At 67.6% G+C, this 20,192-nt stretch carries 16 protein-coding genes and 1 pseudogene; 11 read left to right on the forward strand and 6 right to left on the reverse strand.

Features of this window, described 5'->3' with window-relative positions; genetic code table 11:
* Positions 1-2: 2 nt before the first annotated feature.
* Complete coding sequence (locus ACN9M6_RS10160; RefSeq protein WP_419162813.1) at positions 3-1,367, reverse strand: NTP/NDP exchange transporter; 1,365 nt, start codon at positions 1,365-1,367, stop codon at positions 3-5.
* 136 nt (positions 1,368-1,503) lie between these two features.
* Between ACN9M6_RS10160 and ACN9M6_RS10165 the strand changes: the two genes are divergently transcribed.
* Positions 1,504-2,790, forward strand: coding sequence for an NTP/NDP exchange transporter (locus ACN9M6_RS10165; RefSeq protein ID WP_419162814.1), 1,287 nt, complete (start codon positions 1,504-1,506; stop codon positions 2,788-2,790).
* Between the two features lie 4 nt (positions 2,791-2,794).
* Here ACN9M6_RS10165 and ACN9M6_RS10170 read toward each other — a convergent pair whose 3' ends face one another.
* Positions 2,795-3,724, reverse strand: coding sequence for a hydroxypyruvate isomerase family protein (locus ACN9M6_RS10170; protein ID WP_419162815.1), 930 nt, complete (start codon positions 3,722-3,724; stop codon positions 2,795-2,797).
* Positions 3,717-4,589 (reverse strand): sugar phosphate isomerase/epimerase family protein, encoded by an 873-nt coding sequence (locus tag ACN9M6_RS10175; protein ID WP_419162816.1) that lies wholly within the window; start codon positions 4,587-4,589, stop codon positions 3,717-3,719. Before ACN9M6_RS10175 ends, ACN9M6_RS10170 begins: the two co-directional genes overlap by 8 nt.
* 135 nt (positions 4,590-4,724) lie before the next feature.
* Here ACN9M6_RS10175 and ACN9M6_RS10180 point away from each other — a divergent pair, with 135 nt between their 5' ends.
* Positions 4,725-5,321 carry a gluconate 2-dehydrogenase subunit 3 family protein gene (locus ACN9M6_RS10180; RefSeq protein ID WP_419162817.1) on the forward strand — a complete coding sequence of 199 codons (597 nt, stop codon included), beginning with the start codon at positions 4,725-4,727 and terminating at the stop codon, positions 5,319-5,321.
* The gene (locus ACN9M6_RS10185; protein WP_419162818.1) at positions 5,318-7,006 is read left to right on the forward strand and encodes a GMC oxidoreductase; all 1,689 of its coding nucleotides are present in this window, start codon (positions 5,318-5,320) and stop codon (positions 7,004-7,006) included. The genes ACN9M6_RS10180 and ACN9M6_RS10185 overlap by 4 nt, the downstream gene beginning before the upstream one ends.
* A gap of 96 nt (positions 7,007-7,102) precedes the next feature.
* Here ACN9M6_RS10185 and ACN9M6_RS10190 read toward each other — a convergent pair whose 3' ends face one another.
* Positions 7,103-8,425, reverse strand: coding sequence for an aminotransferase class V-fold PLP-dependent enzyme (locus ACN9M6_RS10190; protein ID WP_419162819.1), 1,323 nt, complete (start codon positions 8,423-8,425; stop codon positions 7,103-7,105).
* A 200-nt stretch (positions 8,426-8,625) separates the two neighbouring features.
* Here ACN9M6_RS10190 and ACN9M6_RS10195 point away from each other — a divergent pair, with 200 nt between their 5' ends.
* From ACN9M6_RS10195 to ACN9M6_RS10220, 6 genes and pseudogenes are all read left to right on the forward strand, one after another.
* Positions 8,626-10,689: a S9 family peptidase gene (locus ACN9M6_RS10195; RefSeq protein ID WP_419162820.1), complete on the forward strand. Its 2,064-nt coding sequence runs from the start codon at positions 8,626-8,628 to the stop codon at positions 10,687-10,689.
* A 113-nt stretch (positions 10,690-10,802) separates the two neighbouring features.
* Positions 10,803-11,171, forward strand: a pseudogene (locus ACN9M6_RS10200) (ankyrin repeat domain-containing protein); the annotation flags it as partial.
* Between the two features lie 44 nt (positions 11,172-11,215).
* Positions 11,216-11,488, forward strand: coding sequence for an ankyrin repeat domain-containing protein (locus ACN9M6_RS10205; protein WP_419162821.1), 273 nt, complete (start codon positions 11,216-11,218; stop codon positions 11,486-11,488).
* A gap of 18 nt (positions 11,489-11,506) precedes the next feature.
* The gene (locus ACN9M6_RS10210; RefSeq protein WP_419162822.1) at positions 11,507-11,761 is read left to right on the forward strand and encodes a type II toxin-antitoxin system HicA family toxin; all 255 of its coding nucleotides are present in this window, start codon (positions 11,507-11,509) and stop codon (positions 11,759-11,761) included.
* Positions 11,758-12,081 (forward strand): type II toxin-antitoxin system HicB family antitoxin, encoded by a 324-nt coding sequence (locus tag ACN9M6_RS10215; RefSeq protein ID WP_419162823.1) that lies wholly within the window; start codon positions 11,758-11,760, stop codon positions 12,079-12,081. The genes ACN9M6_RS10210 and ACN9M6_RS10215 overlap by 4 nt, the downstream gene beginning before the upstream one ends.
* 222 nt (positions 12,082-12,303) lie before the next feature.
* Positions 12,304-12,567: a hypothetical protein gene (locus tag ACN9M6_RS10220; RefSeq protein ID WP_419162824.1), complete on the forward strand. Its 264-nt coding sequence runs from the start codon at positions 12,304-12,306 to the stop codon at positions 12,565-12,567.
* A gap of 8 nt (positions 12,568-12,575) precedes the next feature.
* On the opposite strand, the gene ACN9M6_RS10225 is transcribed toward ACN9M6_RS10220, so the two are convergent.
* A complete protein-coding gene (locus ACN9M6_RS10225) occupies positions 12,576-13,607 on the reverse strand; it encodes a Fic family protein (protein WP_419162825.1) in 1,032 nt (343 codons plus the stop codon).
* Between the two features lie 99 nt (positions 13,608-13,706).
* The gene (locus tag ACN9M6_RS10230) at positions 13,707-16,853 is read right to left on the reverse strand and encodes an aminotransferase class III-fold pyridoxal phosphate-dependent enzyme (protein WP_419162826.1); all 3,147 of its coding nucleotides are present in this window, start codon (positions 16,851-16,853) and stop codon (positions 13,707-13,709) included.
* 97 nt (positions 16,854-16,950) lie between these two features.
* On the opposite strand from ACN9M6_RS10230, the gene ACN9M6_RS10235 reads away from it, so the two are divergent.
* Positions 16,951-18,888, forward strand: coding sequence for an Ig-like domain-containing protein (locus ACN9M6_RS10235; RefSeq protein WP_419162827.1), 1,938 nt, complete (start codon positions 16,951-16,953; stop codon positions 18,886-18,888).
* A 14-nt stretch (positions 18,889-18,902) separates the two neighbouring features.
* Entirely contained in the window at positions 18,903-20,111 is a 1,209-nt protein-coding gene (locus ACN9M6_RS10240; protein ID WP_419162828.1) for a 6-bladed beta-propeller, read from the forward strand.
* Positions 20,112-20,192 lie beyond the last annotated feature (81 nt).

Raw genomic sequence — 20,192 nt, forward strand, 5'->3', positions numbered from 1 at the left:
GCTCAGGACTTTGCCCTCCTCGCCTGCGCCCGTCCGAGCACGATCGAGAGCGCGATCCAGATCCCGGCCAGAGGCACGGTCGACATCGCTACCCACGCCAGCGCCAGACCGAGCATGGCGAAGAGGCCATCGATGCCGGCGCCCGCCAGGTCGCCGCCCCGGTAGAGGAAGACATCGACGAGCGGCTTCGCCTTGTACTTCTCCGACGGCGCGACGACGGAGAACAGCGTCTCGCGGGAGGGCCGGGAAACCGCGTAGCGCGTGGCGCGGTGCACCGCCTGGAAAAGCAGCATGACGCCATACAGGGGCCAGATCGCCAGCACGACGAAACCGAGCACGGTGACGAGCGGCAGGATGGCCAGCGTCCACCCGACGCCGAGTTTCCGGATCAGGTGCGTCGTCACGAAAATCTGCGTCAGCAGCGTCGCGATCTGGGCCAGTGAGTCGAAGTCGGCGAAGCTCCCGATCCGCTGGCTGAACGTGTCCGTACTCTCGAGGATGATGTTCGCCTGGGCGAAGTAGATCATCGTGTTGGACACGGCCATGAACACGACCCAGAGTCCGACCCCGAGCAGGTAGGGCGACTTCGCCACGGCGGCGGCTCCCTCCCAGAAGGCCCCGCCCTTGCCGGCGCGGTCGTCGCCACCCTCTTCGGCTTCGATCGCCCGGGAAGCGGTGGGTCGCCCCGCACGACCATCGAGCATGAGCATGACCGCGATGGCCATGGCGAAGCAGCCGGCGCCTATGAGCATGAGGCCGGCGGGCAGGTAGGGACTGTCCGTGAGACCGCTGATGATGCTGGCGCCCCGTCCGCCGGCGAGCGCTCCCAGCGTGCCCCCGATCCCGATGAAGGGGAACAGGCGCTTCCCCTGGTCCACGTCGAACACGTCCACCATGAAGACCCAGAAGACGCTCGTGGAGAAGAGGTTGATCACGCTCAACCAGACGTAGAAGGTGTACCCGACCCCCCGCGAGAGGCTTGTCTCCGCGTCGGTGCCGATCAGGCCGCCGCCCGCCCGCACATCCTGGATGATCAGCGTCGCAAATCCGATGAGACAGGCGATCACGAACAGGTACGCGAAGGGAATGAAGCGGCGCCGGTTCATGCGCGCCGCCCCCACGACCCCGCCGAAGGCGAGGACGGCGAAGAGAGACACCACGGAGGTCACGGCGAACAGCCAGCGGAGCTCGCCCATCCCGCGGGCCACCCCCATCGCCTCCCGAACCGGACGGAGGAAGAAGTAGCCGCACAGAACGAGGAAGAAAAAGAGCGCGGACAGGATCGCGAGGCCGAACTCGCCGCGTCTCATGTTCAGGATCCGACCCGCGAAACCCGCCACGTTGGTGTCCTCTCCGTGTTTCTTCATCAAGTGCGCCGCCATTGACGTTTCTGAAGAGAATCCCATTCTCCATCGACCGGCAAGCTTCCGTGAACCGTCACCCTGGATTCGCCCGCTCATGAACCCGCCATCCCGGAGTGTGTCGTCAAGGCTCGCCGCTCGCATGACCGGCGCGCGTCCAGAGGAAGCGGGTCTCGTCCTCCTCTCCGCGTGCTATTTCTTCTTCATCCTGTCCGCCTACTACGTGATTCGGCCGATCCGGGAGGAGATGGCCGTGGCGGGCGGCGTCGAGAACATCCCGTGGCTCTTCACCGGGACGCTGACGGCGATGCTGCTCGTGCACCCGATCTTCGCCGCGGTCGTGTCCCGGTGGACCCGGAGGCGGTTCGTGTCGGTCACGTACCGCTTCTTCATGCTCAATCTGCTGGTCTACTACGTCCTGCTGAGCCTGGTGCCCGAGGGCGTCGCTTCGGTGTGGGTCGGCCGGACGTTCTTCGTCTGGATCAGCGTCTTCAACCTGTTCGTGGTCTCCGTCTTCTGGTCGTTCATGACCGACATCTTCCGTGAGCGCCAGAGTCGGCGCCTCTTCGGCCTCATCGGGGTCGGCGGAACCGTCGGAGGGATCGTCGGCTCTTCCATCACGGCATTTCTGGTCGGGTTCCTCTCGCCGGCCACCCTTCTCCTGTTCTCGGTCGTGCTGCTCGAGGGAGCCGTCCTCTGTCTCAAGGCGCTCGATACGCGCTGCGCGGCCGGGCCGACATCCGATTCCCGGTCGGGGGAAGCGGAGCGGGTGATCGGTGGCTCCGCGCTGGAAGGGATCCAACGCGTTCTGAAATCGCCCTACCTGCTCGGGATCGGCGCCTTCATGCTGCTGTTCACGATCGGCTCGACCTTCCTGTACAACATCCAGGCGGACATCGTCTCACGGGCGTTCGCCACGGCCGCGGAACGGACCTCGGTCTTCGCCCGCATCGACCTCTCCGTGGGCGTGCTCACACTCTGCACGCAGCTGTTTCTGACGGGACGACTTCTGAAGTGGTTCGGCGTCCGGCTGACCCTCGCGATCCTCCCTCTCATCAGCATCCTCGGCTTCCTGGCGCTGGGCGCGGTCCCGGTGTTCGCCGTGTTCGTCGTCTTCCAGGTGCTGCGCAGGGCGGGGAACTTCGCCTTGGCGGTGCCCACGAGGGAGGTGCTCTACACCGTCCTCCCGCGACGGGACAAGTACAAGGCCAAGAACTTCAACGACCTCTTCGTCTACCGGGCGGGAGATCAGATCGGCGTGTGGTCTTTCGCGGGACTGGGCGCGCTCGGGCTGGGGAGCGCAGCCCTGGCGCTGACCATGGTTCCACTGGCCGGCCTGTGGCTGGTGGTTTCGCTGTGGCTGGGGACGAAGCAGGCGGTGCTGGCGGAGAAGGCTTCGGCCCGGCCTGACGCCGTCGGCGCCGGATAGCCGCTCAGACGGCGCACAACTCCACAGCTTCGCGCAGGGACCTCATGGGATCGCCGCTACGCGGGATGAACTCGTGCGCCATGTAGCCGTCGAAGCCGGTGTCCACGATCGCACGCACGATCGGGGGGTAGTTCAGTTCCTGCGAATCGTCGATCTCGGCCCGCCCCGGAACCCCGCCGGTGTGGTAGTGGCCGATCCAGGGACTCGCATCCGTGAGCGTGCGGATGATGTCCCCTTCCATGATCTGCATGTGATAGATGTCGTACAGAATCTTCACGCGGGGCGAATCGACGGCCCGGATGATCTCGAGCGCGTAGTCCATGTGGTCGCCCATGTAGTCGACGTGTCCGCCCGGCTTCGAGTTCAGGGCCTCCACGAGGATCGTCACCCCCTCGGATTCGGCGATGGGGGCGCACGCCTCGAGGCAGCGGATGGAGTTCTCGGTCCCGACCCCGTCCTCCATGCCCCGGCGGTTGCCGAAGAAGCAGATGACGTTGGGCACCGATTCCCGCGCCGCCCGCGGGATGTGGCGCTCGAACGCCTCGATGATGCCGGCGTGGTTGCGCGGCTCGTTGAGGCCGTCCTCGATCGTTCCGGCCGCGACATCGCCGCACGAGACGACGAGGCCGTGGTCGTGCGCGACGTCCCATTCGGGCAGCGTGAGGAGGTCGATCGCCGGGAGGCCGATGTCGGCCACGCCGCGGCAGAAGGGCGCGAGCGGGATGTCCTCGAAGCACCAGCGCGCCACGGACTGCGTGACGGCGCCGGTCGACCCCGGGACGGACTGCGCGCCACGACTTGCGATGTCCGCGTGGGCCGGCGAAGGGCTGGCTCCGCCGTGCACGAGCAGCCCGAGTGAGGCGGCGCCCGCCGCGCGAATGGCGTCCCGCCGGCTGACCGCTCTCGGATTTCGCCGAGCGCTGGGGTCAGCCATCGAGGGACGCCAGGTGTCCGTAGCTCGCGCTCACCGAGGCGAGGGGGTCGGCGGGGGTATCGTGTTCCACGAAGTAGTGGAGGAGGCCCGCCTGGCCTTCGCGCTCGAAGATCCCCGCGAAATCGATCACGCCCGCGCCCACATCCACCATCTGGCCGCTCGCGGTGCGGTCCTTCACGTGACAGAGTTCGAACCGACCCGGAAAGCGCCAGAAATAGTCGAGCGGATCGCCGCCGCCGTGAACGAGCCAGAAGAGGTCGACCTCGAAGCGCACCAGGTCGGGGTCGGTGTGCTCAAGCATGACGTCGAGGGGGCGGACCTCTTCCTCGTCCACTTCCACCGCCTGAAGCTCGAAGTCGTGGTTGTGGTACGCGAAGCGGAGACCCGCCTGATCGCACCGCTCTCCGATCCGGTTGAGTTCGTCGGCGAGACGCCGGTAGCCGTCCACGACGGCGGTCGGCTCCGCGCCGCCACCGCTGCCCGGCCGCTCGGGGCCCGACAGGTAGGGCAGGACCAGGTACCGGTGCCCGATCTCCGCCGCGGCCTCGGCGTGGGCCTCGAAGCCGGTCCGCAGCTCGTCCAGCGACAGATGAACGGCGGGGGCGGCGAGTCCTTCCGCGTCGAGCGACGCCCGGATCTGCGCGGGGGTACGTCCGAAGTAGCCCGCGAACTCCACTTCCCCGTAGCCGATGCGCGCCACGTCCGCGAGCGTCTGCTCCACGTCGCGCGCCATCAGCGATCGCACGGTGTAGAGCTGGAGCCCCCAGGCCTCCGGGAGGAGTCGCCCGCTCGCGGCCGCGCGCCCGGCGCACGTGAGGAGTAATCCCGCGCCAAGAGAATGCTCCACAAATCGTCGTCTGTTCATGCCCGGAATATGTCGCTCGCCACCGTCTCCGTCGAACGGCGGGGTTCGCACGAGCCGTGGTGTCGGATATTATGACGGTCCGCGGCGGAAGCCTCGCCGCGTCCGATCGACGACGGGCACTCTGGAGGATCGGCTGTGAGACGGCGCAGGGCTCTCAAGATCATGGGCGCGGCAACCAGCGCGCCGCTGCTCATGCCGGGCGGTGCCGTGGCGCAGGCACTGGCGCTCGGGCAGCGCATCCGCGCGGAGGTTGGCCCGGTCGGCGGCGCGCCGCCCGCGACGCTCACGCCCGCGCAGGCCCGGACGGTGACGGCGCTCGCCGAGGTCATTCTGCCCCGCACCGACACGCCCGGCGCGAGCGAGGCGGGCGTGACCGCATTCGTCGATGCCCTCCTGACCGGTTGGCTGGACGCGTCGGACCGCGACCGTTTCCTGGCCGGCATCGACGAAGTGAACCCCGTCGCCCGGGCAGCCCACGGCGACGACTTGGCCGACTGCACCCCGGCGCAGCAGGCCGCACTGGTCGCCGAGATGGACGGGGACCTCGACCGCCGCCGCCAGGATCCCGATGAAGAGGAGACGCGGACCTTCTTCTACGACATGAAGCGGTTCACACTCGCCGGCTACTTCACGTCCAGGGTCGGACTCAGGACGCTGGGATACCGCATCATCCCCGGCGCGTTCGAGGGCTGCGTCCTCCTCGACCAGTACGGAACCGGTGGGCAACGGTGAACCGCCAGGAGCTGTGGGACGCGATCGTCGTCGGCTCCGGCATCACCGGCGGGTGGGCCGCCAAGGAACTCACCGAACTCGGACTCCGAGTACTGGTTCTCGAGGCGGGACCGATGATCGTCCCCGAACGGGACTACGTCGAGCACGTGCCCCCGTACCGCATGCCGTACCGCGGCTGGAACGACCGCAAGGCGCTGGCCGCCGAGCAGCCCGTGCAGCGCGAGTGCTACGCCTGCGACGAGATGGGCAGGAAGTTCTTCGTCAACGACATCGAGAACCCCTACACGACGGACGACGACAAGCCGTTCCTGTGGATCCGGGGCCGCCAGGTGGGCGGACGCTCGATCATGTGGGCGCGGCAGTCGTACCGCCTCAGCGACCTCGATTTCGAGGCCAACCTTCGCGACGGGATCGGCGTCGACTGGCCGATCCGCTACTCGGACCTTGCCCCGTGGTACGCTCACGTCGAGGAATTCGTCGGCATCAGCGGCCGGGCCGAGGGCCTCCCGCAGCTGCCGGACGGCGTATTGCTGCCTCCCATGCAGATGACCTGCGTCGAGAACGCCGTGAAGGAGGCGATCGCGCGTGACTTCGGCGACACGCGGATGATGACGATCGGACGCACCGCCGTCCTCACCCGCGACCACAAGGGGCGGAGCGCCTGCCATTACTGCGGCCCCTGCCACCGCGGCTGCAGCACCAGAAGCTACTTCAGCTCTCTCAACGCCACGCTCCCCGCGGCGGAGGCCACGGGCCGGATGACGCTACGTCCGGACAGCGTCGTGCACAGCGTGATCTGGGATCCCGCCCGCGGGCGCGTCACCGGCGTCCGGGTGATCGATCGTGAATCCGGTGAGGCTCTGGAGTTCTTCGGCGAGATCGTCATGCTCGGGGCCTCGGCCCTCGAGTCGACGCGGATCCTTCTGAACTCGAAGTCGGCCGACTTCCCGGACGGCCTCGCGAACTCGAGCGGCGCCCTCGGCCGTTATCTCATGGACCACACCATGAGCACCGGCGCCAAGGCGAAGTTCCCCGGCTGGGAGGACCACGGATACACCGGCGAGCGACCCAACGGCATCTATATCCCGCGCTTCCGGAACGTGACCGAGCCCTCTCCCGACTTCATCCGGGGCTACGGCTACCAGGGCTGGTCGACGCGGCAGGGTTGGAGCCGGGGGCTCGACATGCCGGGGTTCGGGGCGGAGTACAAGCGCCAGCTGACGGAACCCGGCGTGTGGGAGTTCGAACTCGGCGCCTTCGGCGAGTGTCTGCCGCGCGAGGAGAACTACATCGAACTGGACCCCGAGCGGGTCGATGCCTGGGGGATCCCCGCGCTTCGCATCCACTGCGAGTGGAGCGAGAACGAGCGCGTCATGATGAGGGACAGCGCGGACCGCGCCGCGGAAATGCTGGAAGCTGGCGGCGGAGTCGACGTGGAGTTGCTGACGAAGCTCACGGCGCCGGGCCTCACGATCCACGAGATGGGGACGGCGAGGATGGGACGGGATCCCGCGACCTCCGTCCTCAACGGCTTCAACCAGGCCTGGGACGCCCCGAACCTGTTCGTGATCGACGGCGCGGCGATGCCATCCTCCGCCTGTCAGAACCCGTCACTGACCTACATGGCCCTCACCGCCCGCGCCTGCCACTACGCGCTGTGGGCGAAGAACCGCGGCGAGCTCTAGGACCACCGCCGAGGCGTTCGACTGCATGATTGCAGCGACGGCGCTTGGGGAAGGAGCGCAGTAGCAGTGCTCGACCAGCGCCCCGCCAGGCCTCGGCTAGACGGAACGGGCGAGAGCGTCGGCCACCTGCTCGACCTCGGCCATTGTGTTGTACATGTGCGGGCAGAGGCGAATGCCCGGGAACGCGGCCGTGCGTAGAGCGCCCGCAACGCCGTGCTCCTCGTAGATACGGTTGTAGATCTCCGTATGGTCATCGACCGGCAGCTCCGCGATCACCACGCCCGCGCTGAGTCCCGGCACGTCCGAGGTGTGGAAGCTCACGTCGGGCACCCGTTCGCGGATCGCCGCCTTGAGCGCGGCCGCAAGGGCGCGCGTCCGAGCCTCGATGGCCGCCGGCCCGACGGCCTGGTGGAACTCGACCGTCGTCCCCACGCCGGCCACCGCGGCGTCGTCCCGCTGTCCGAATGTGCCGAACTTGTCGGCCCCGCCCCCGGCGCTCGCCCCGTCCCAGCCGACGCCGACGACGCTGGGCCACAACTCGGCGACCCGGTCGGCTCGAACGTACAGTACGCCGGCTTCCTTGGGCCCGCAGAACCACTTGTGGGCGCTCCCCGTGTACGAGTCACAGCCCATCGCGTGCAGATCGACTTCCACGGCGCCGAAGCTCTGCGCCCCGTCCATGTGCACGTAGATGCCGCGGTCACGGGCGATACTGCACAGACGGCTCGCCGGAAGTTCGACGCCCGAGATGTTCGAGATCTGCGTCACCGAGAGCACCCGGGTCCGGTCGGTGAAGGCGTTCACGAAAGCGTCGACGAGTTCATCCTCCGACTCGGGCGCCGGGGGCGTCGTCACGCGGATCACCTTGTAGCCCCAGCGGTCGGCCCGGACGTCCCAGGCCACGTTGTTCGTGGGGTGGTTCTGGTCCCACAGCACGACCTCGTCGCCCGCGCCCATCGTGAGACCGTTGATCACCGCGTTGTTGCTCTCGGAGGTGTTGCGGGTGATTACGACCTCCTCGGGCGAAGCGCCGAGTAGTTCTGCCAGCGCGTCGACGGACTTCGCGGCGAGCGCGCTGAACTTGGCCCGGTTGTGGAACGAGGCGTCCTGATCGATGTCGCGCGTGTACCCGAACACCGCCTCCTGAACGGGATAGGGCGACGGGCAGAGGTTCGCCGCGTTCATGAGGATGAGCCCGGGACGCAGCGGGAACTGGGACTTCACCATCTCCCAGAAGGCTTCGTCCTCCGTACCCGGGAAGTCGCGGCGGTCCGACAGTTCCTCGATGGTGAGGCCGAGCTTCGAGGGCGCCCGAGTCCACGCGGGCGTCGCCGCGAGCGCCGCCCCGGCCGCGGCCCGCTTCAGGAATCGACGACGGTCGGGCAGGTGGGACGCGTCGGTGGGCGTGCGAGTCGTCACGGAAACCTCCCGTGTTGGGGGCCGTCGCAGCGCGGTGCGATCCCGGCGCGGCAGCCGCAGTCGTTCCAGAATCAACATACGACGCCGGACTGACACCGGCATGGGGCGCAACCACGTGGTCCATCACGGGCCGATAGACAGGCGGTGAGGTGTTGGCCATGTTTCGGGACGTGCCGGTGGTTCTCGCACCTGGAGGTATCATGAAGACCCGCGCCCGCCTTTTCCTCCCGTTTCTTGTACTCCTCTCTGTTGCCGCGCCCGCTCCGCTTCTCGCGACGCAGCAGGCCGACGGAGCCCTGCCGCTCGAGACGTGGCTCGACTGGGAGCGCGTCCAGGATCCGCAGATCGCGCCCGATGGAGGCTCTGTCGTCTACGAGAGCGAGTGGGTCGACAAGATGAACGACTCGTGGGAGACCTCGATCTGGATCGTGAACCGGGACGGAACCCGCCCCCGGCATCTCGTGGACGGCTCCTCGCCGCGCTGGTCTCCGGACGGCAGCCGCATCGCCTTCCTCGCCCCCGACGACGAGGGGAACACGCAGATCTTCGTGCGCTGGATGGATGCCGAGGGCGCGCTGTCGCAGGTCACGCGGCTCACGGACAGTCCTTCGAACCTGGCCTGGTCGCCGGACGGTACCCGGCTCTCCTTCACCATGCGGGTGGTGGCGGAGGAACCGACCGCCCGTCACTGGGACCTCTCGCTCCCGAAGCCGGAGGGGGCGACGTGGACGCCGGGGCCGCGCATCGTCGAGCGTCTCGTCTATCGACAGGACCGCGTCGGATTCCTGGGGGACAAGTACCAGCACATATTCGCGGTGCCCGCGGACGGCGGGACCCCGCGCCAGCTCACAGAGGGCGACTTCAACTACGGCGTCCCGGCGTGGGAGCCCGACGGCGGGTCACTCCTCTTCAGCGGCCTCATCATTGAAGACGCCGACTATCGCTGGCAGGAGAGCGAGATCTATCGGCTCGACGCCGAGTCCGGCGAGCTGAGCCAGGTAACGACCCGCAAGGGGCCGGACAATCGGCCCGTGCCATCGCCGGACGGGCGGATGATCGCCTACGTGGGGCACGATACGACGACCTTCGACTACATCGAATCCGCCGTCTACGTGATGAACGCGGACGGGTCGAACCCCCGAGTGCTGACGGCTGAACTCGACCGCAGCCCCGGGGCGCTGCACTGGGCCCCCAACGGCCGCGGCCTCTACTTCGACCTCACCGCGGACGGCTATCGCAACATCTACTACGCGTCCGTGGGCGGGGACGTGCGGGCGATGACAGAGGGCCCGCAGATGTTCGGCCTCAATGATGTGAGCGACGGCGGCATGGCGGTCGGGATGTGGGGCGACGCGCACGAACCTGGCGACGTCTACGCCTTTCCGCTGGACGAGCCGGACCGGCGGACCCGACTTACCGACGTGAACGCGGACGTTCTCGCCGGCGTCCGGCTCGGCGAGGTCGAGCAGATCTGGAGCGAGTCCTCCTACGACGGACTCCCGATTCACGGCTGGGTCATCAAGCCCCCGGATTTCGACGCGTCGCGGCAGTATCCGATGATGCTGATCATCCACGGCGGCCCGCACGGCATGTACAACGGCGGGTTCAACTTCTCGTGGCAGGAGCACGCCGCGAACGGCTACGTCGTCCTCTACACCAACCCGCGCGGCAGTTCCGGGTACGGGACGGAGTTCGGCAACGCGATCCAGTACGACTATCCGAACCACGACTTCGACGACCTCATGTCGAGCGTCGACGAGGTCATCTCGCGCGGCTACGTGGACGACGGCAACATGTTCGTCTACGGGTGCTCGGGCGGTGGCGTGCTGACGTCGTGGGTCGTGGGGCACACGGACCGCTTCCGGGCCGCGTCGGCGAACTGCCCCGTGGTGAACTGGTTCAACTTCCCGAACGAGGTCGACGGCAACTACCTGCGCTGGTACGCCGACTTCCAGCAATTTCCGTGGGAGGATCCGAGCGAGCACATCCGGCGCTCGCCGATCTCGTACGTGGGTGACGTCACGACGCCGACCATGCTCATGACGGGCGTCCTCGACCTGCGCACGCCGATGGCGCAGACGGAGCAGTTCTACCAGGCGCTGAAGGCGCAGAACAAGCCGACCGCGATGGTCCGCTTCGAGGGCGAGTGGCACGGTACTTCGCGCCTGCCGTCGAACTTCCTCCGCACCCAACTCATCCTGCGGAAGTGGTTCGAGCGCTGGGGCACCCACGACGACGACCGGACGGCCGCCACCATGCCCTGATCGTCGCTGTCCCTGAGTCGGGGCAGCCGCTCGTTCTCTGGCTGTGGGCGCGAAGCCTGCCCCGACCCAGGGAGGTAAGGAAATGCCACGAACGGTGGCCAGCGTGATGCACATTGTGCGGCCGAGAAGAAGCTGTTACGGCACTGCTGAGGGCGGGTGCCGATCCTGACGTTGAAGAGGCCGACGGAAGGCGCGCGGTTCATCACGCCGTGAGGCATCCGCCGGCACTTTTCCGGGCCCTGTCTGCGGCGGGCGCGGACGTGAATGCTACGGACAGTCGCGGCCTGACACCCCTTCACCACTGGGCCCGTTACGATCAGGACCCGGAGGTCTTCCGGGCACTTCTCGAGGCGGTCCTGGACCCAAACGCCCGTACCGTCGAGCGGCGGACGCCCCTCCACTACGCGGCGGAGACGACTTGGCCCCGGACCCCGTCCATCGCTGCGGACGCCGTGCTGGCACTGATCGAGGCCGGTACGGAAGTCGATGCGCGAAACGTTGTCGACCAGACCGCACTCCATACGCCGTGGTCCGGTCGCTCCTCCAGGCGGGCGCGGATGTTGATGTGCAGAGGGACGACGGAAGGACACCGCTTCACTACGCCGCGCAACGAGCAGGACCCGAGGTCGTCTCGGCCCTGCTGGACGCCGGTGCGGACACTCGCGTTCTTGACGCTCGCGGCCGGTCTCCGTGTGAGTTGGCCGACGGGAACGAGGAGCTCGAGGGGAGCGCGGCTCTTGCCCGCCTCTGCCCCCAGCAGCGACTCAGGGCCCCGCTCCGCTTGCTCGACGATATCTAATATCGATATCATAATACCATGCGCCGACGTCACCGGAGAACCCTCGCCACGATCTTTGACAAGAAAACGAGAGGGAATCTGAAGTGGAAGGACGTCGAGGCGATGTTTCGGAGCCTGGGAGCCGAGATTCACGAACGGCGCCGTTCATCGGTGATCATCGAACTGAACGGCGAAGCGGAGACCGTCCACCGTCCTCACCCGCGTCCGGAATGCGGCAAAGGACTCGTGAAGCGGATGCGTAGCTTCCTGGAACGGGCAGGAGTCGCGCCATGATCGAGTACAAGGGATACACCGGCGTCTTCGAGTACGACGAGGACTACGAGTTTTTTGCAGGCCACGTCATCGATACCCGAGACGGCATCAACTTCGAGGGCAGGTCGGTGATGGAGTTGAAGGAGTCGATGCGACGCGCCGTGGACGATTACCTGGAGTTCTGTGAGGAGAAGGGGAGAGAGCCCAGTAAGCCCTATTCCGGTCGGGTCCTGCTCAGAATCGACCCGGAACTTCACCGCGAGCTCGCCGCCAAGGCCGGCAGGCAGCGGATGTCAATGAACTCCTTCATTGCCGAGCGCCTCAGAGAGATCGCTCCCTGATTGCGGATCCGGTACGCGCTTATCGGCAGATTCTCCTCATATCTGGGTAGAATCGCCGTTGTTCTACCCACGTGTACGAGAGAATCGCTGGCTCGCACCCCCGGAGTACTCACCACGCCCTGTGCCCGGCCACGCAAGGTGGATCCACGCTTGCGCCCTACCACCCCGTCGCGCAGCGAGAGGCGGTAGTGGACCGGCCCCACGGCTCTCGCGGACAGCGACATGTGCGTCCACGATGCCTGCCAGCCTTCTCTGGTCACGAGCACAGCGCTCCTGATGGACCGCTACGCCGGCACTCCGATGGACTTCGCCGACGCGACCTGCGTCCTCCTCGCGCAGCGACTCGACGTGCACGAGGTCCTGACGCTCGACCCTAGAGGATTCCGGGCGTACGGCACCGATGCCGGCCAACCCTTTCGGATGGTGCTCGATCCCCCCGTAACGGTTCCGCGGCGAAACGCCGTCCTCCCCCGGATCTGGCCTTGAACGGACGGTCATCCCGCGCGGTCCCGGCGGTAACGGGTAGACTGGTATTCCTCGACCCAGCGACGGGAACTGCGCCAGCGGCCGTCCGGGCCCCGCACCGCCTTGAGCCGGCCCCGGGTGGCGGCCATCCGCAAGGCGGGTGCCTTCAGGTCTCGATCTGCCAGCGCGGCCAGCGGGACCAGTCTGGCCGGGCCGGCTACGGCCGGTATGACGAAGCGGTAGAGGTTATCCAGAATCGCCCGCGCGATCATCTCGCCGAGCGGACCGCTGTCGCCGCCGTCCGCCCTCCGCAGGGCGGCGAGGTACCGGGAGCGGTCTCGCTTGTAGATGATCGCGGGCGGATACCCGAGCCGCACCAGAATCAGGTTCAGAACGAGTCGACCCGTCCGGCCATTTCCATCGAGGAACGGATGGATCTGTTGGAAGCGGCAGTGGAGTTCCGCCAGCGCCTCGGGGAATCCGACGATGTCCGGGTCGAGCGAGTTCGCGTCGGCGATCCAGTTTTCCATCCGAGCAGACACAAGCGGCCACTCCACCGCGATCATCCCTCCGGGAAACGGCCTGATGTCGTGTTCACGGAAGCTGCCGGGCGTTTCCCTGTCGGTGGCGTCGGGATGCGGCGCGACCTCCCACACCGGGGACATTGCGGTGTGGTGAATCTGGCGTAACTTCGCCAAGCTGAGAATCTCTCCGGAGTGGAACAGTCCGGTCGGGTCGAGTGCCTGCCGGTACACCCACTCGGCCGCTGTACCATATCCACGCACCTCCAGGTATTCGCGCAGTTCCCGGTTGCCGACCGCGACCCCGTCCGCCAGCAGCCGCTCGACCTGCTTGAGCAGGAGCGTATTGCCCTCGATCGCGGTGGAGTGATGTGCCTCTTCGTACCAGATCCCGCGCCAGATGTCAGCCGCTTCCTCCGGACGGGGGAGGCCACCGAGACGTTGGCGGAGTTCGACCACTTCGGCGTGCAGCTGATGGTACAACTCGCGGCGCGGTGGGCGTCCCCGTCTCGGCTTGACCGAGTCGATTTGTTCGTTCATGGACTATCTAACGTAACAGAACATATTTAGGGTGCAACGTCCGGTATCAAGAGACTCCCCCAACCCGCCAACTCCAGCGCCGACGCTCTCTCCCGCGAGCTAGCTCAGGAAGGCGGTTTCGGAGAGGACGTCGTCGAGGCTCGAGACCAGCAGATCCGCGTCGGCTTCCGAGAAGACGAGCGGCGGCTTCATCTTGATCACGTTGTGGTCGGGGCCGTCGGTGCTCAGGAGGATGCCGTGTTCGCGCATGCGCTGAACGGCGGCGTCGGCCAGGTCGGCGGCGGGCTCCAGATCGTCTCCCTCGCGTACGAACTCGATCCCCGTGAACAGGCCGCGGCCCCGGGCGTCGCCGACCGGACCGTGGCGGTCGCAGAGATACTCGAGCCCGCGCAGCAGGCGTTTGCCGACGACGCAGGCATTCTCTTGTAAGCCCTCCTCTTCGATCACATCGAGGACGGCCGAGCCGATGGCGCAGGAGACGGGGTTCCCGCCGTAGGTGTTGAAGTACTCCATCCCGTTGGCGAAGGATTCGGCGATCTGCCGGGTCGTGACGACCGCGGCGAGGGGGTGCCCGTTCCCGATCGGCTTGCCGAGCGTGACGATATCGGGGACCACGCCGTGCTCCTCGAAGGCCCAGAAGTGGGACCCCACGCGACCGAAGCCGACTTGTACCTCGTCGGCCACGCACACGGCGCCGTGCTCGCGGGCCGCCGTGTAGGAAGCCGCAAGGTATCCGGCCGGGAGCGGGATCTGGCCCCCGCAACTCAGGATCGATTCGTGGAAGAAGGCGGCAGCTCCGGGGGGTTGATCGCCAAACCAGGTGGGCTCGGTCTCCAGCGCTCGCGCGGCCTCGCCGACGTACGCCGCGTAGAGCGGCGCGACCTCGCTGTCCGGTCCGCGATGGAGACCCCGGAAGGTGTCCGGCATGGGTGCCATCCGGACCCAGGGCCGGAGACCCTTCCCGCCGGGGCCGTTGAACTTGTAGGGACTCAGGTTGACGACCGAACTGGAGTTCCCGTGATAGGCGCCGTCGAGGACGACCGCACCGACCTTACCGGTGTACGTCCGCGCCATGCGGAGGGCGAGTTCGTTCGCCTCGGTGCCGGAACAGACGAGGAAGCACACGTCGAGCGGGGCCGCGAAGAGGCCGGTCAACCGCTCGGTGTATTCGAGGATGGCCTCGTGCAGGTAGCGCGTGTTGGTGTTGAGCGCCGCCATCTGCCGGCGCGCCGCCTCGTTTACGCGCGGGTGCGAGTGACCGACGTGGGCCACGTTGTTCACGCAGTCGAGGAAGGGCTGGCCCTCGATGTCGTACAGCCAGCTTCCGCGCCCCCGCACGATGTGGAGCGGCCTCCGGTAGGAGAGGCTGAGCGAGGGGCCGAGGCGGCGGTCACGGTCCTCGACGAGCGCGGTGTGGGTGCGGGGACGGGAAGCCGTCGTCTCGCCCGGAATCCGGAGCAGGTGGTTCGGGTCGGGGCTCACCGCCGTCCAGGTGTCGCGTGCGCTCGGGGCGGCGACGCCCGGGAAGGTCCCCTCGTAGCCCAGCGGGTCGACGAGGATCTGGAAATGAAGGTGCGGCGCCCAGTCGCCGTTTCCGGGAGGGGCGCCGATCCAGCCAATCGTCCGACCGGGCTCCACGATCTCCCCGGGCTCGACGGCGCGCAGAGATTCGGGAGACAAATGTCCGAACAAAGTCCGAAACCGTACGGGTTCGTTCCAACCGTTCGCTGGGTCTTCCACTTCGTGTTCCAGGATGATCGTCGGGCCGTAGTCCAGGCGCTCGGCGTTGCCGTGCACGGACACGACCCGGCCCCCGAGCGGCGCGACGACCGGCGTCCCCGGCTCCGCGAACAGGTCGACCCCGAGGTGAACGGTGCGCCACTCGTCCACCTCGTTTCCCGGCGACCGGAAGGCCTCGCCCGTATACCACCACCGGACCTCGTCGTAACGACCGATCCCGACCGCCGCGCCGGCGTCCCGCATGTGGTCGAACAACCGCTGCGAGAAGGCGGCATGGTCCGTTGGATCGAAGCTCCCGCCGCCGTCGCCCGACTCGACGCTCAGATCGAGCGTGACCGTGGGTACCACCCGCGGGTCCGGATCGAGCACGGGCGCGACGTCCGGGGCGGCGCGCTCCAGCGCCGCAATCACGCGCGCCGTCTCGGGGCAGGGCGGGTGCCCGCACGCTTCGCGCAGCCGGTAGCGGCCCAGGTTCGGCGGCGTCCCGTCCAGCCGCTCGAGCACCTCCCACGCGGGGGCGTGGCTGACGAGCAGGTAGTCGTTGTCCGGCTCCTGCGCGCCGCGAACTGACGACACGGTCACGCTGAGCGCGAGCCGCAGGCGCGCCAGCTCGTACAACACGTCGGCTTCGGCCTCGGTAATGTCGCGTTCCGCGGCGTAGCCTCGCGCCACGTCGCAGAACGCGCCCAGCGCATCGCGGGTCTGCAATCCAGCGTAGGCGCAGGCCACGGCCAGGTCGGCCACCGTCCAGGACCGGATCGCGTCCCCGAAGTCCACCACACCCACGATGTGCGGTGCCCCGTCCCGCATTCGCCCCGGATCTACGTGGATGTTGGCCGGGTTCGCGTCGTTGTAGATCACGCTCTCCCGCAGCTCGGCGACCCGTGTCGCCACGGAGGCCGTGTACCGTGCGAGGATTGCCTCGATGATCTCGCGGCGCGCGGGACTCTCGATCGCGGCCAGGTTCTCCCGGATGAGCAACGCGGCGCCGCGGAGGTCCCAGACCATCGGCCGATTCGCGGCCGTCACCCCGGTTGTCGAGCGGTCCAGAATCCCGGCGAGACGCCCGATCTGTCTCCGGAGTTCGGGCCCTTGCGGGCGGAAACGATCGAGCGGGATACCCGGCACCGGCTCCAGGAAGCGGACGAAGTGGGTGCGTTCCTCGAGAAGCGGTTCAATGAGCGGCCGGCCCTCCGGGGTCGCACGCCAGGTCGGAAGCGTGTAGCAGGACTGGGATTTCGACAGGGCTGCCAACATGGCGGCCTCGGCATCGAGTACCGCCCGTTCTTCGAGCGCGTTCGAGACCTTCAGAAAGCCGGCGACACCGGCCGCGTCCGTGATCTCGAACACCCGGTCGCGCTCGCTGGGGCATTCCCGGGCTCGCCCGCTCACACCCCAGTGTTCGAGCATGAGCCGAGCTGCGGCCGCCTCCGAGACGGACGGCCTCCCTGCCGCGTACGCGCTGTCGAGCGTCTCCATGGTGGCCGAAGCTCCCACCCCGCTCATCCCCGGTCAACCGGGTTCGGAAGGGCCGGGTTGTTGCCGCTCGCGCCGGCCGAACCGAGCTTTCGAGCCCGGTCCACTCGCAGATGGAGCAGATACGATGTTTCTTCGTTCACCTCTCCTGGCTTCCGCGCTCGCCCTGGCCACCGCCGGAACGCCGGCCGCCTACGCGCAGGAGCGCGTCCAGGTGGTGGTCTCCCCGACGGAACTCGAACTCGAAGTCGGAGGGTCCATTCAGCTAACTGCGGAAATCCACGGCGCCGAGGGGGAGGACCTGCGCGCCGAAGTCCAGTGGTTCGCCCCCGGGGACGGCGTGACGGTGTCGGACGACGGCCTCGTGACGGCCGTGCGGCCGGGTGAGTCGCGCGTCGCGGCGATGTTCCGTGGCCAGCCGAGCTGGGTCACCGTCCGCGTACCGCAGCTTCGGGCCGCCCGGATCGAAGCCGGCGTCGCCGGCCCCGTCTACGTCGGGGCGACGGCTCCCCTCCAAGTCGCCGCCTATACCGAACTCGGCGACCGCGTCGAGAACGCCGAGTTCCGCCATGCCACCTCCGAACCGGCCACCGCCACGGTCGACGCCATTGGACGGGTGCTGGGCCACCAGCCGGGACGCACCACGCTGACGATCTCCGCCGGAGACGCCGAGGCGCAGGTCGAGGTGACCGTCGAACCGAACCCGGCTGAGGATTACGAGCTGGTCGCTTCCGGAGACCTCAGCTCGCTTTCGACGGGAGATGTCGCCGCGCTTCAGGTCATCGGCCGCGACGGCCAGGGCGGGGACATCGGCTTCCAGCCGCTGTGGAGCGTGACCCCGGGCGGGGCGGCGGTCCACCCCGTCGACGGCCGCGGCCTCTTCGTCGCCGAGCAACCGGGCACGTACAGCGTGACCGCGATCGTGGGTCCGGCGATCACCCGGACAGTGGCGGTGCGGGTCGAGCCTCGCCGCCACACCGCGCGGCTCGAAATCGTGGGGAGCGGGATCACGACTACCCACCGGGCCGGCGATACGTGGGTCTTCGAGGGTGTGGACGGGCGCGACTACGCCTATATCGGCACCTTCTACCACGACTGGATGAAGGTGTGGGATGTGACGGATCCCACGCAGCCGGTGCTCACGGACTCGGTCCAGCTCGACGCCCGCCGGATCAACGACGTCAAGATCCATCCCAACAACCGCTTGGGGATCGTCACGCGCGAAGGCGCCTCGAGCCGGCGAAACGGGATCGTCTTTCTCGATCTCTCGACTCCCGCCCACCCCACGATCCTCTCCGAGTACACCGACACGGTGACCGGAGGCGTGCACAACGTGTGGATCCTGGGGGATGAGGACCTCGTCTACGCCTGCCACAACGGGACGAGCGAGCTCGTCATCCTCGACATCGCCGATCCCGCCAACCCGAGGGAGATCAACCGCTGGGTGCATGACGAACCGGTCAGAAGCCTCCACGACGTCATCGTCCAGGACGGGTACGCCTACGCCTCATTCTGGAACCAGGGGATCTACATTCTCGATGCGGGGGCCGGTACGCACGGCGGCACCGCCCGCGATCCGAAGCTCGTGTCGCGGTGGGTCTCGGGGCAGGGGAACACGCACGTCGCCTGGCGGCACGGCAAGTACCTGTTCGTCGCGGCGGAGATCTATCCCTCGGACTGGGATCCGAACGCGTTCGGTCCCATCGAGGCACGGGGCTACGTCGAGGTCCTGGACATGACCGATATGGACGACCCCGTGAAGGTCGCGCACTACACGGTCCCGGAGGCGGGCGCCCACAACCTGTGGAGCGACGATCGCGACCGGCTGTACGTCGGCTACTATCAGGCGGGGCTGCGGGTGCTCGACATCTCGGGCGAACTGCGCGGCGACCTCTACCGCCAGGGACGCGAGATCGGCGCCATCAAGACCTCATCGCCGGAGGCCGCCGTGCCCAACTGGTCGATGACCTGGGGCGCCCAGCTGTTCAAGGGCCGGATCTACACCTCCGACCTCCACTCCGGGCTGTGGATCGCCCACCTCGTCCAGGAGGAACTCGTCCCCTGACCCGAGGAAGTGACATGCCTCGAGCCAGCGTGAAGCTGCCTGGCTCGGGGCTGCTGGTACCGGCCCTCCTTGCGGCCGGGGGGCTTGCAGCTCAGGACAGGCCCAACACGCTTGCTCTGGTGTCGAGTCTGACCGTCCCGGACAGCGTACCTCTCACCTTCGTGGAGCAGTTGGTTCCGAGCCCGGACGGCTCGGCGTTTCTCCTCGACGCACAGACGGACCGCGTACTGTCGTTCCAGCCGGATGGTACGTTCCGGCGACAGATCGGCCGGCGGGGAGAAGGTCCCGGGGAGTTGCTCTCTCCGTGGCGCCTCGGGTTACTCGGGCAGGACACGCTGTGGGTCGTTGACGCGAGGCAGCGCCGCATAAGCCTGTACGATGCTGCGACCGGAGAGAGCTTGGCGGATCTCGGTCCCGACACATGGACCGGCGCGTCGGCTGGCGGTGAGTTGCCCCGACGGTTCGCAGTCCTGGCGGATCACAGTGTCGTTACGGTGAAGTGGGGTCACGAAGACGTGCTCGCCGACGTGCGCGCCCACCATGTCATGGGACGCCAGCGCGATCCTTCGGGGGCTCCGCTCGCCGTGCTGAACGTACAGGATCGGCTGTCGGTGGTCCCGCTGCCCGCCGCCGGTCGCGGCCTTCAGCTACGGAACCCGTTTTCGCACGGCGACATGCTGGCCATCGATCCCCTTGGCAGGCACTTCTCGGTCGTTCGGCGGCCCCGCCCGAGCGGCACCCCCGCCTTCTTCACAGTGGAGCGCCACAGCGTGCTCGCGGGTCGCACGGATTCGATCAGCGTCCCGTATGCGCCCCGCACTCTTGCGGGCAGGGAGGTGCGCGCATGGGCGGCGGATCTCGGAGCGGTGAAACAAATGGTCCACTTCGGCCTGTTCCCCAGCCTCACGGCCGGGATCGACGCCGTCTTGGACGCCCTCGACGAACCCGACTACTACCCGCCCGTTCGGAACTTGGGACGCGGTATCGAGGACGAGGCCGTGCTGGTCGATTCCGAGGGCGCCATGTGGTTCCAGGTCTCGGAGACAGCCGACCGCGTTAGCAACTGGATCGTAGTGTCGGATGGGGGGAACGTGTCGCACGTGACAGTTGCCGGTGGCATCCGACTGCTTGCGGTCCACGGTGAGCTGGTGTGGGGTGAGGTGCGAGACGGTTTCGGTGTGCCGAGCCTTCACGTGTACCAGATCCAGCCATCGGGCCGATGATGGATTGGCGGGCTCTCGTGCGGGGGCAGCTGTCCGGGCCATGGCGACTCGTGACTTCGGCGGAGCTTTGAACGTCTATCC

It is taken from the genome of Candidatus Palauibacter sp. (assembly GCF_965197445.1).
In the GTDB taxonomy this organism is placed as follows: Bacteria; Gemmatimonadota; Gemmatimonadetes; order Palauibacterales; family Palauibacteraceae; genus Palauibacter.

Excerpts from the sequence above, each read along its gene's own strand:
- ACN9M6_RS10160 (WP_419162813.1), bottom strand. The coding sequence starts at position 1,367 with ATGAAGAAACACGGAGAGGACACCAACGTGGCGGGTTTCGCGGGTCGG.
- ACN9M6_RS10165 (WP_419162814.1), top strand. The coding sequence starts at position 1,504 with ATGACCGGCGCGCGTCCAGAGGAAGCGGGTCTCGTCCTCCTCTCCGCG.
- ACN9M6_RS10170 (WP_419162815.1), bottom strand. The coding sequence starts at position 3,724 with ATGGCTGACCCCAGCGCTCGGCGAAATCCGAGAGCGGTCAGCCGGCGG.
- ACN9M6_RS10175 (WP_419162816.1), bottom strand. The coding sequence starts at position 4,589 with ATGAACAGACGACGATTTGTGGAGCATTCTCTTGGCGCGGGATTACTC.
- ACN9M6_RS10195 (WP_419162820.1), top strand. The coding sequence starts at position 8,626 with ATGAAGACCCGCGCCCGCCTTTTCCTCCCGTTTCTTGTACTCCTCTCT.
- ACN9M6_RS10210 (WP_419162822.1), top strand. The coding sequence starts at position 11,507 with ATGCGCCGACGTCACCGGAGAACCCTCGCCACGATCTTTGACAAGAAA.
- ACN9M6_RS10215 (WP_419162823.1), top strand. The coding sequence starts at position 11,758 with ATGATCGAGTACAAGGGATACACCGGCGTCTTCGAGTACGACGAGGAC.
- ACN9M6_RS10220 (WP_419162824.1), top strand. The coding sequence starts at position 12,304 with ATGTGCGTCCACGATGCCTGCCAGCCTTCTCTGGTCACGAGCACAGCG.
- ACN9M6_RS10225 (WP_419162825.1), bottom strand. The coding sequence starts at position 13,607 with ATGAACGAACAAATCGACTCGGTCAAGCCGAGACGGGGACGCCCACCG.
- ACN9M6_RS10230 (WP_419162826.1), bottom strand. The coding sequence starts at position 16,853 with ATGAGCGGGGTGGGAGCTTCGGCCACCATGGAGACGCTCGACAGCGCG.
- ACN9M6_RS10235 (WP_419162827.1), top strand. The coding sequence starts at position 16,951 with ATGTTTCTTCGTTCACCTCTCCTGGCTTCCGCGCTCGCCCTGGCCACC.
- ACN9M6_RS10240 (WP_419162828.1), top strand. The coding sequence starts at position 18,903 with ATGCCTCGAGCCAGCGTGAAGCTGCCTGGCTCGGGGCTGCTGGTACCG.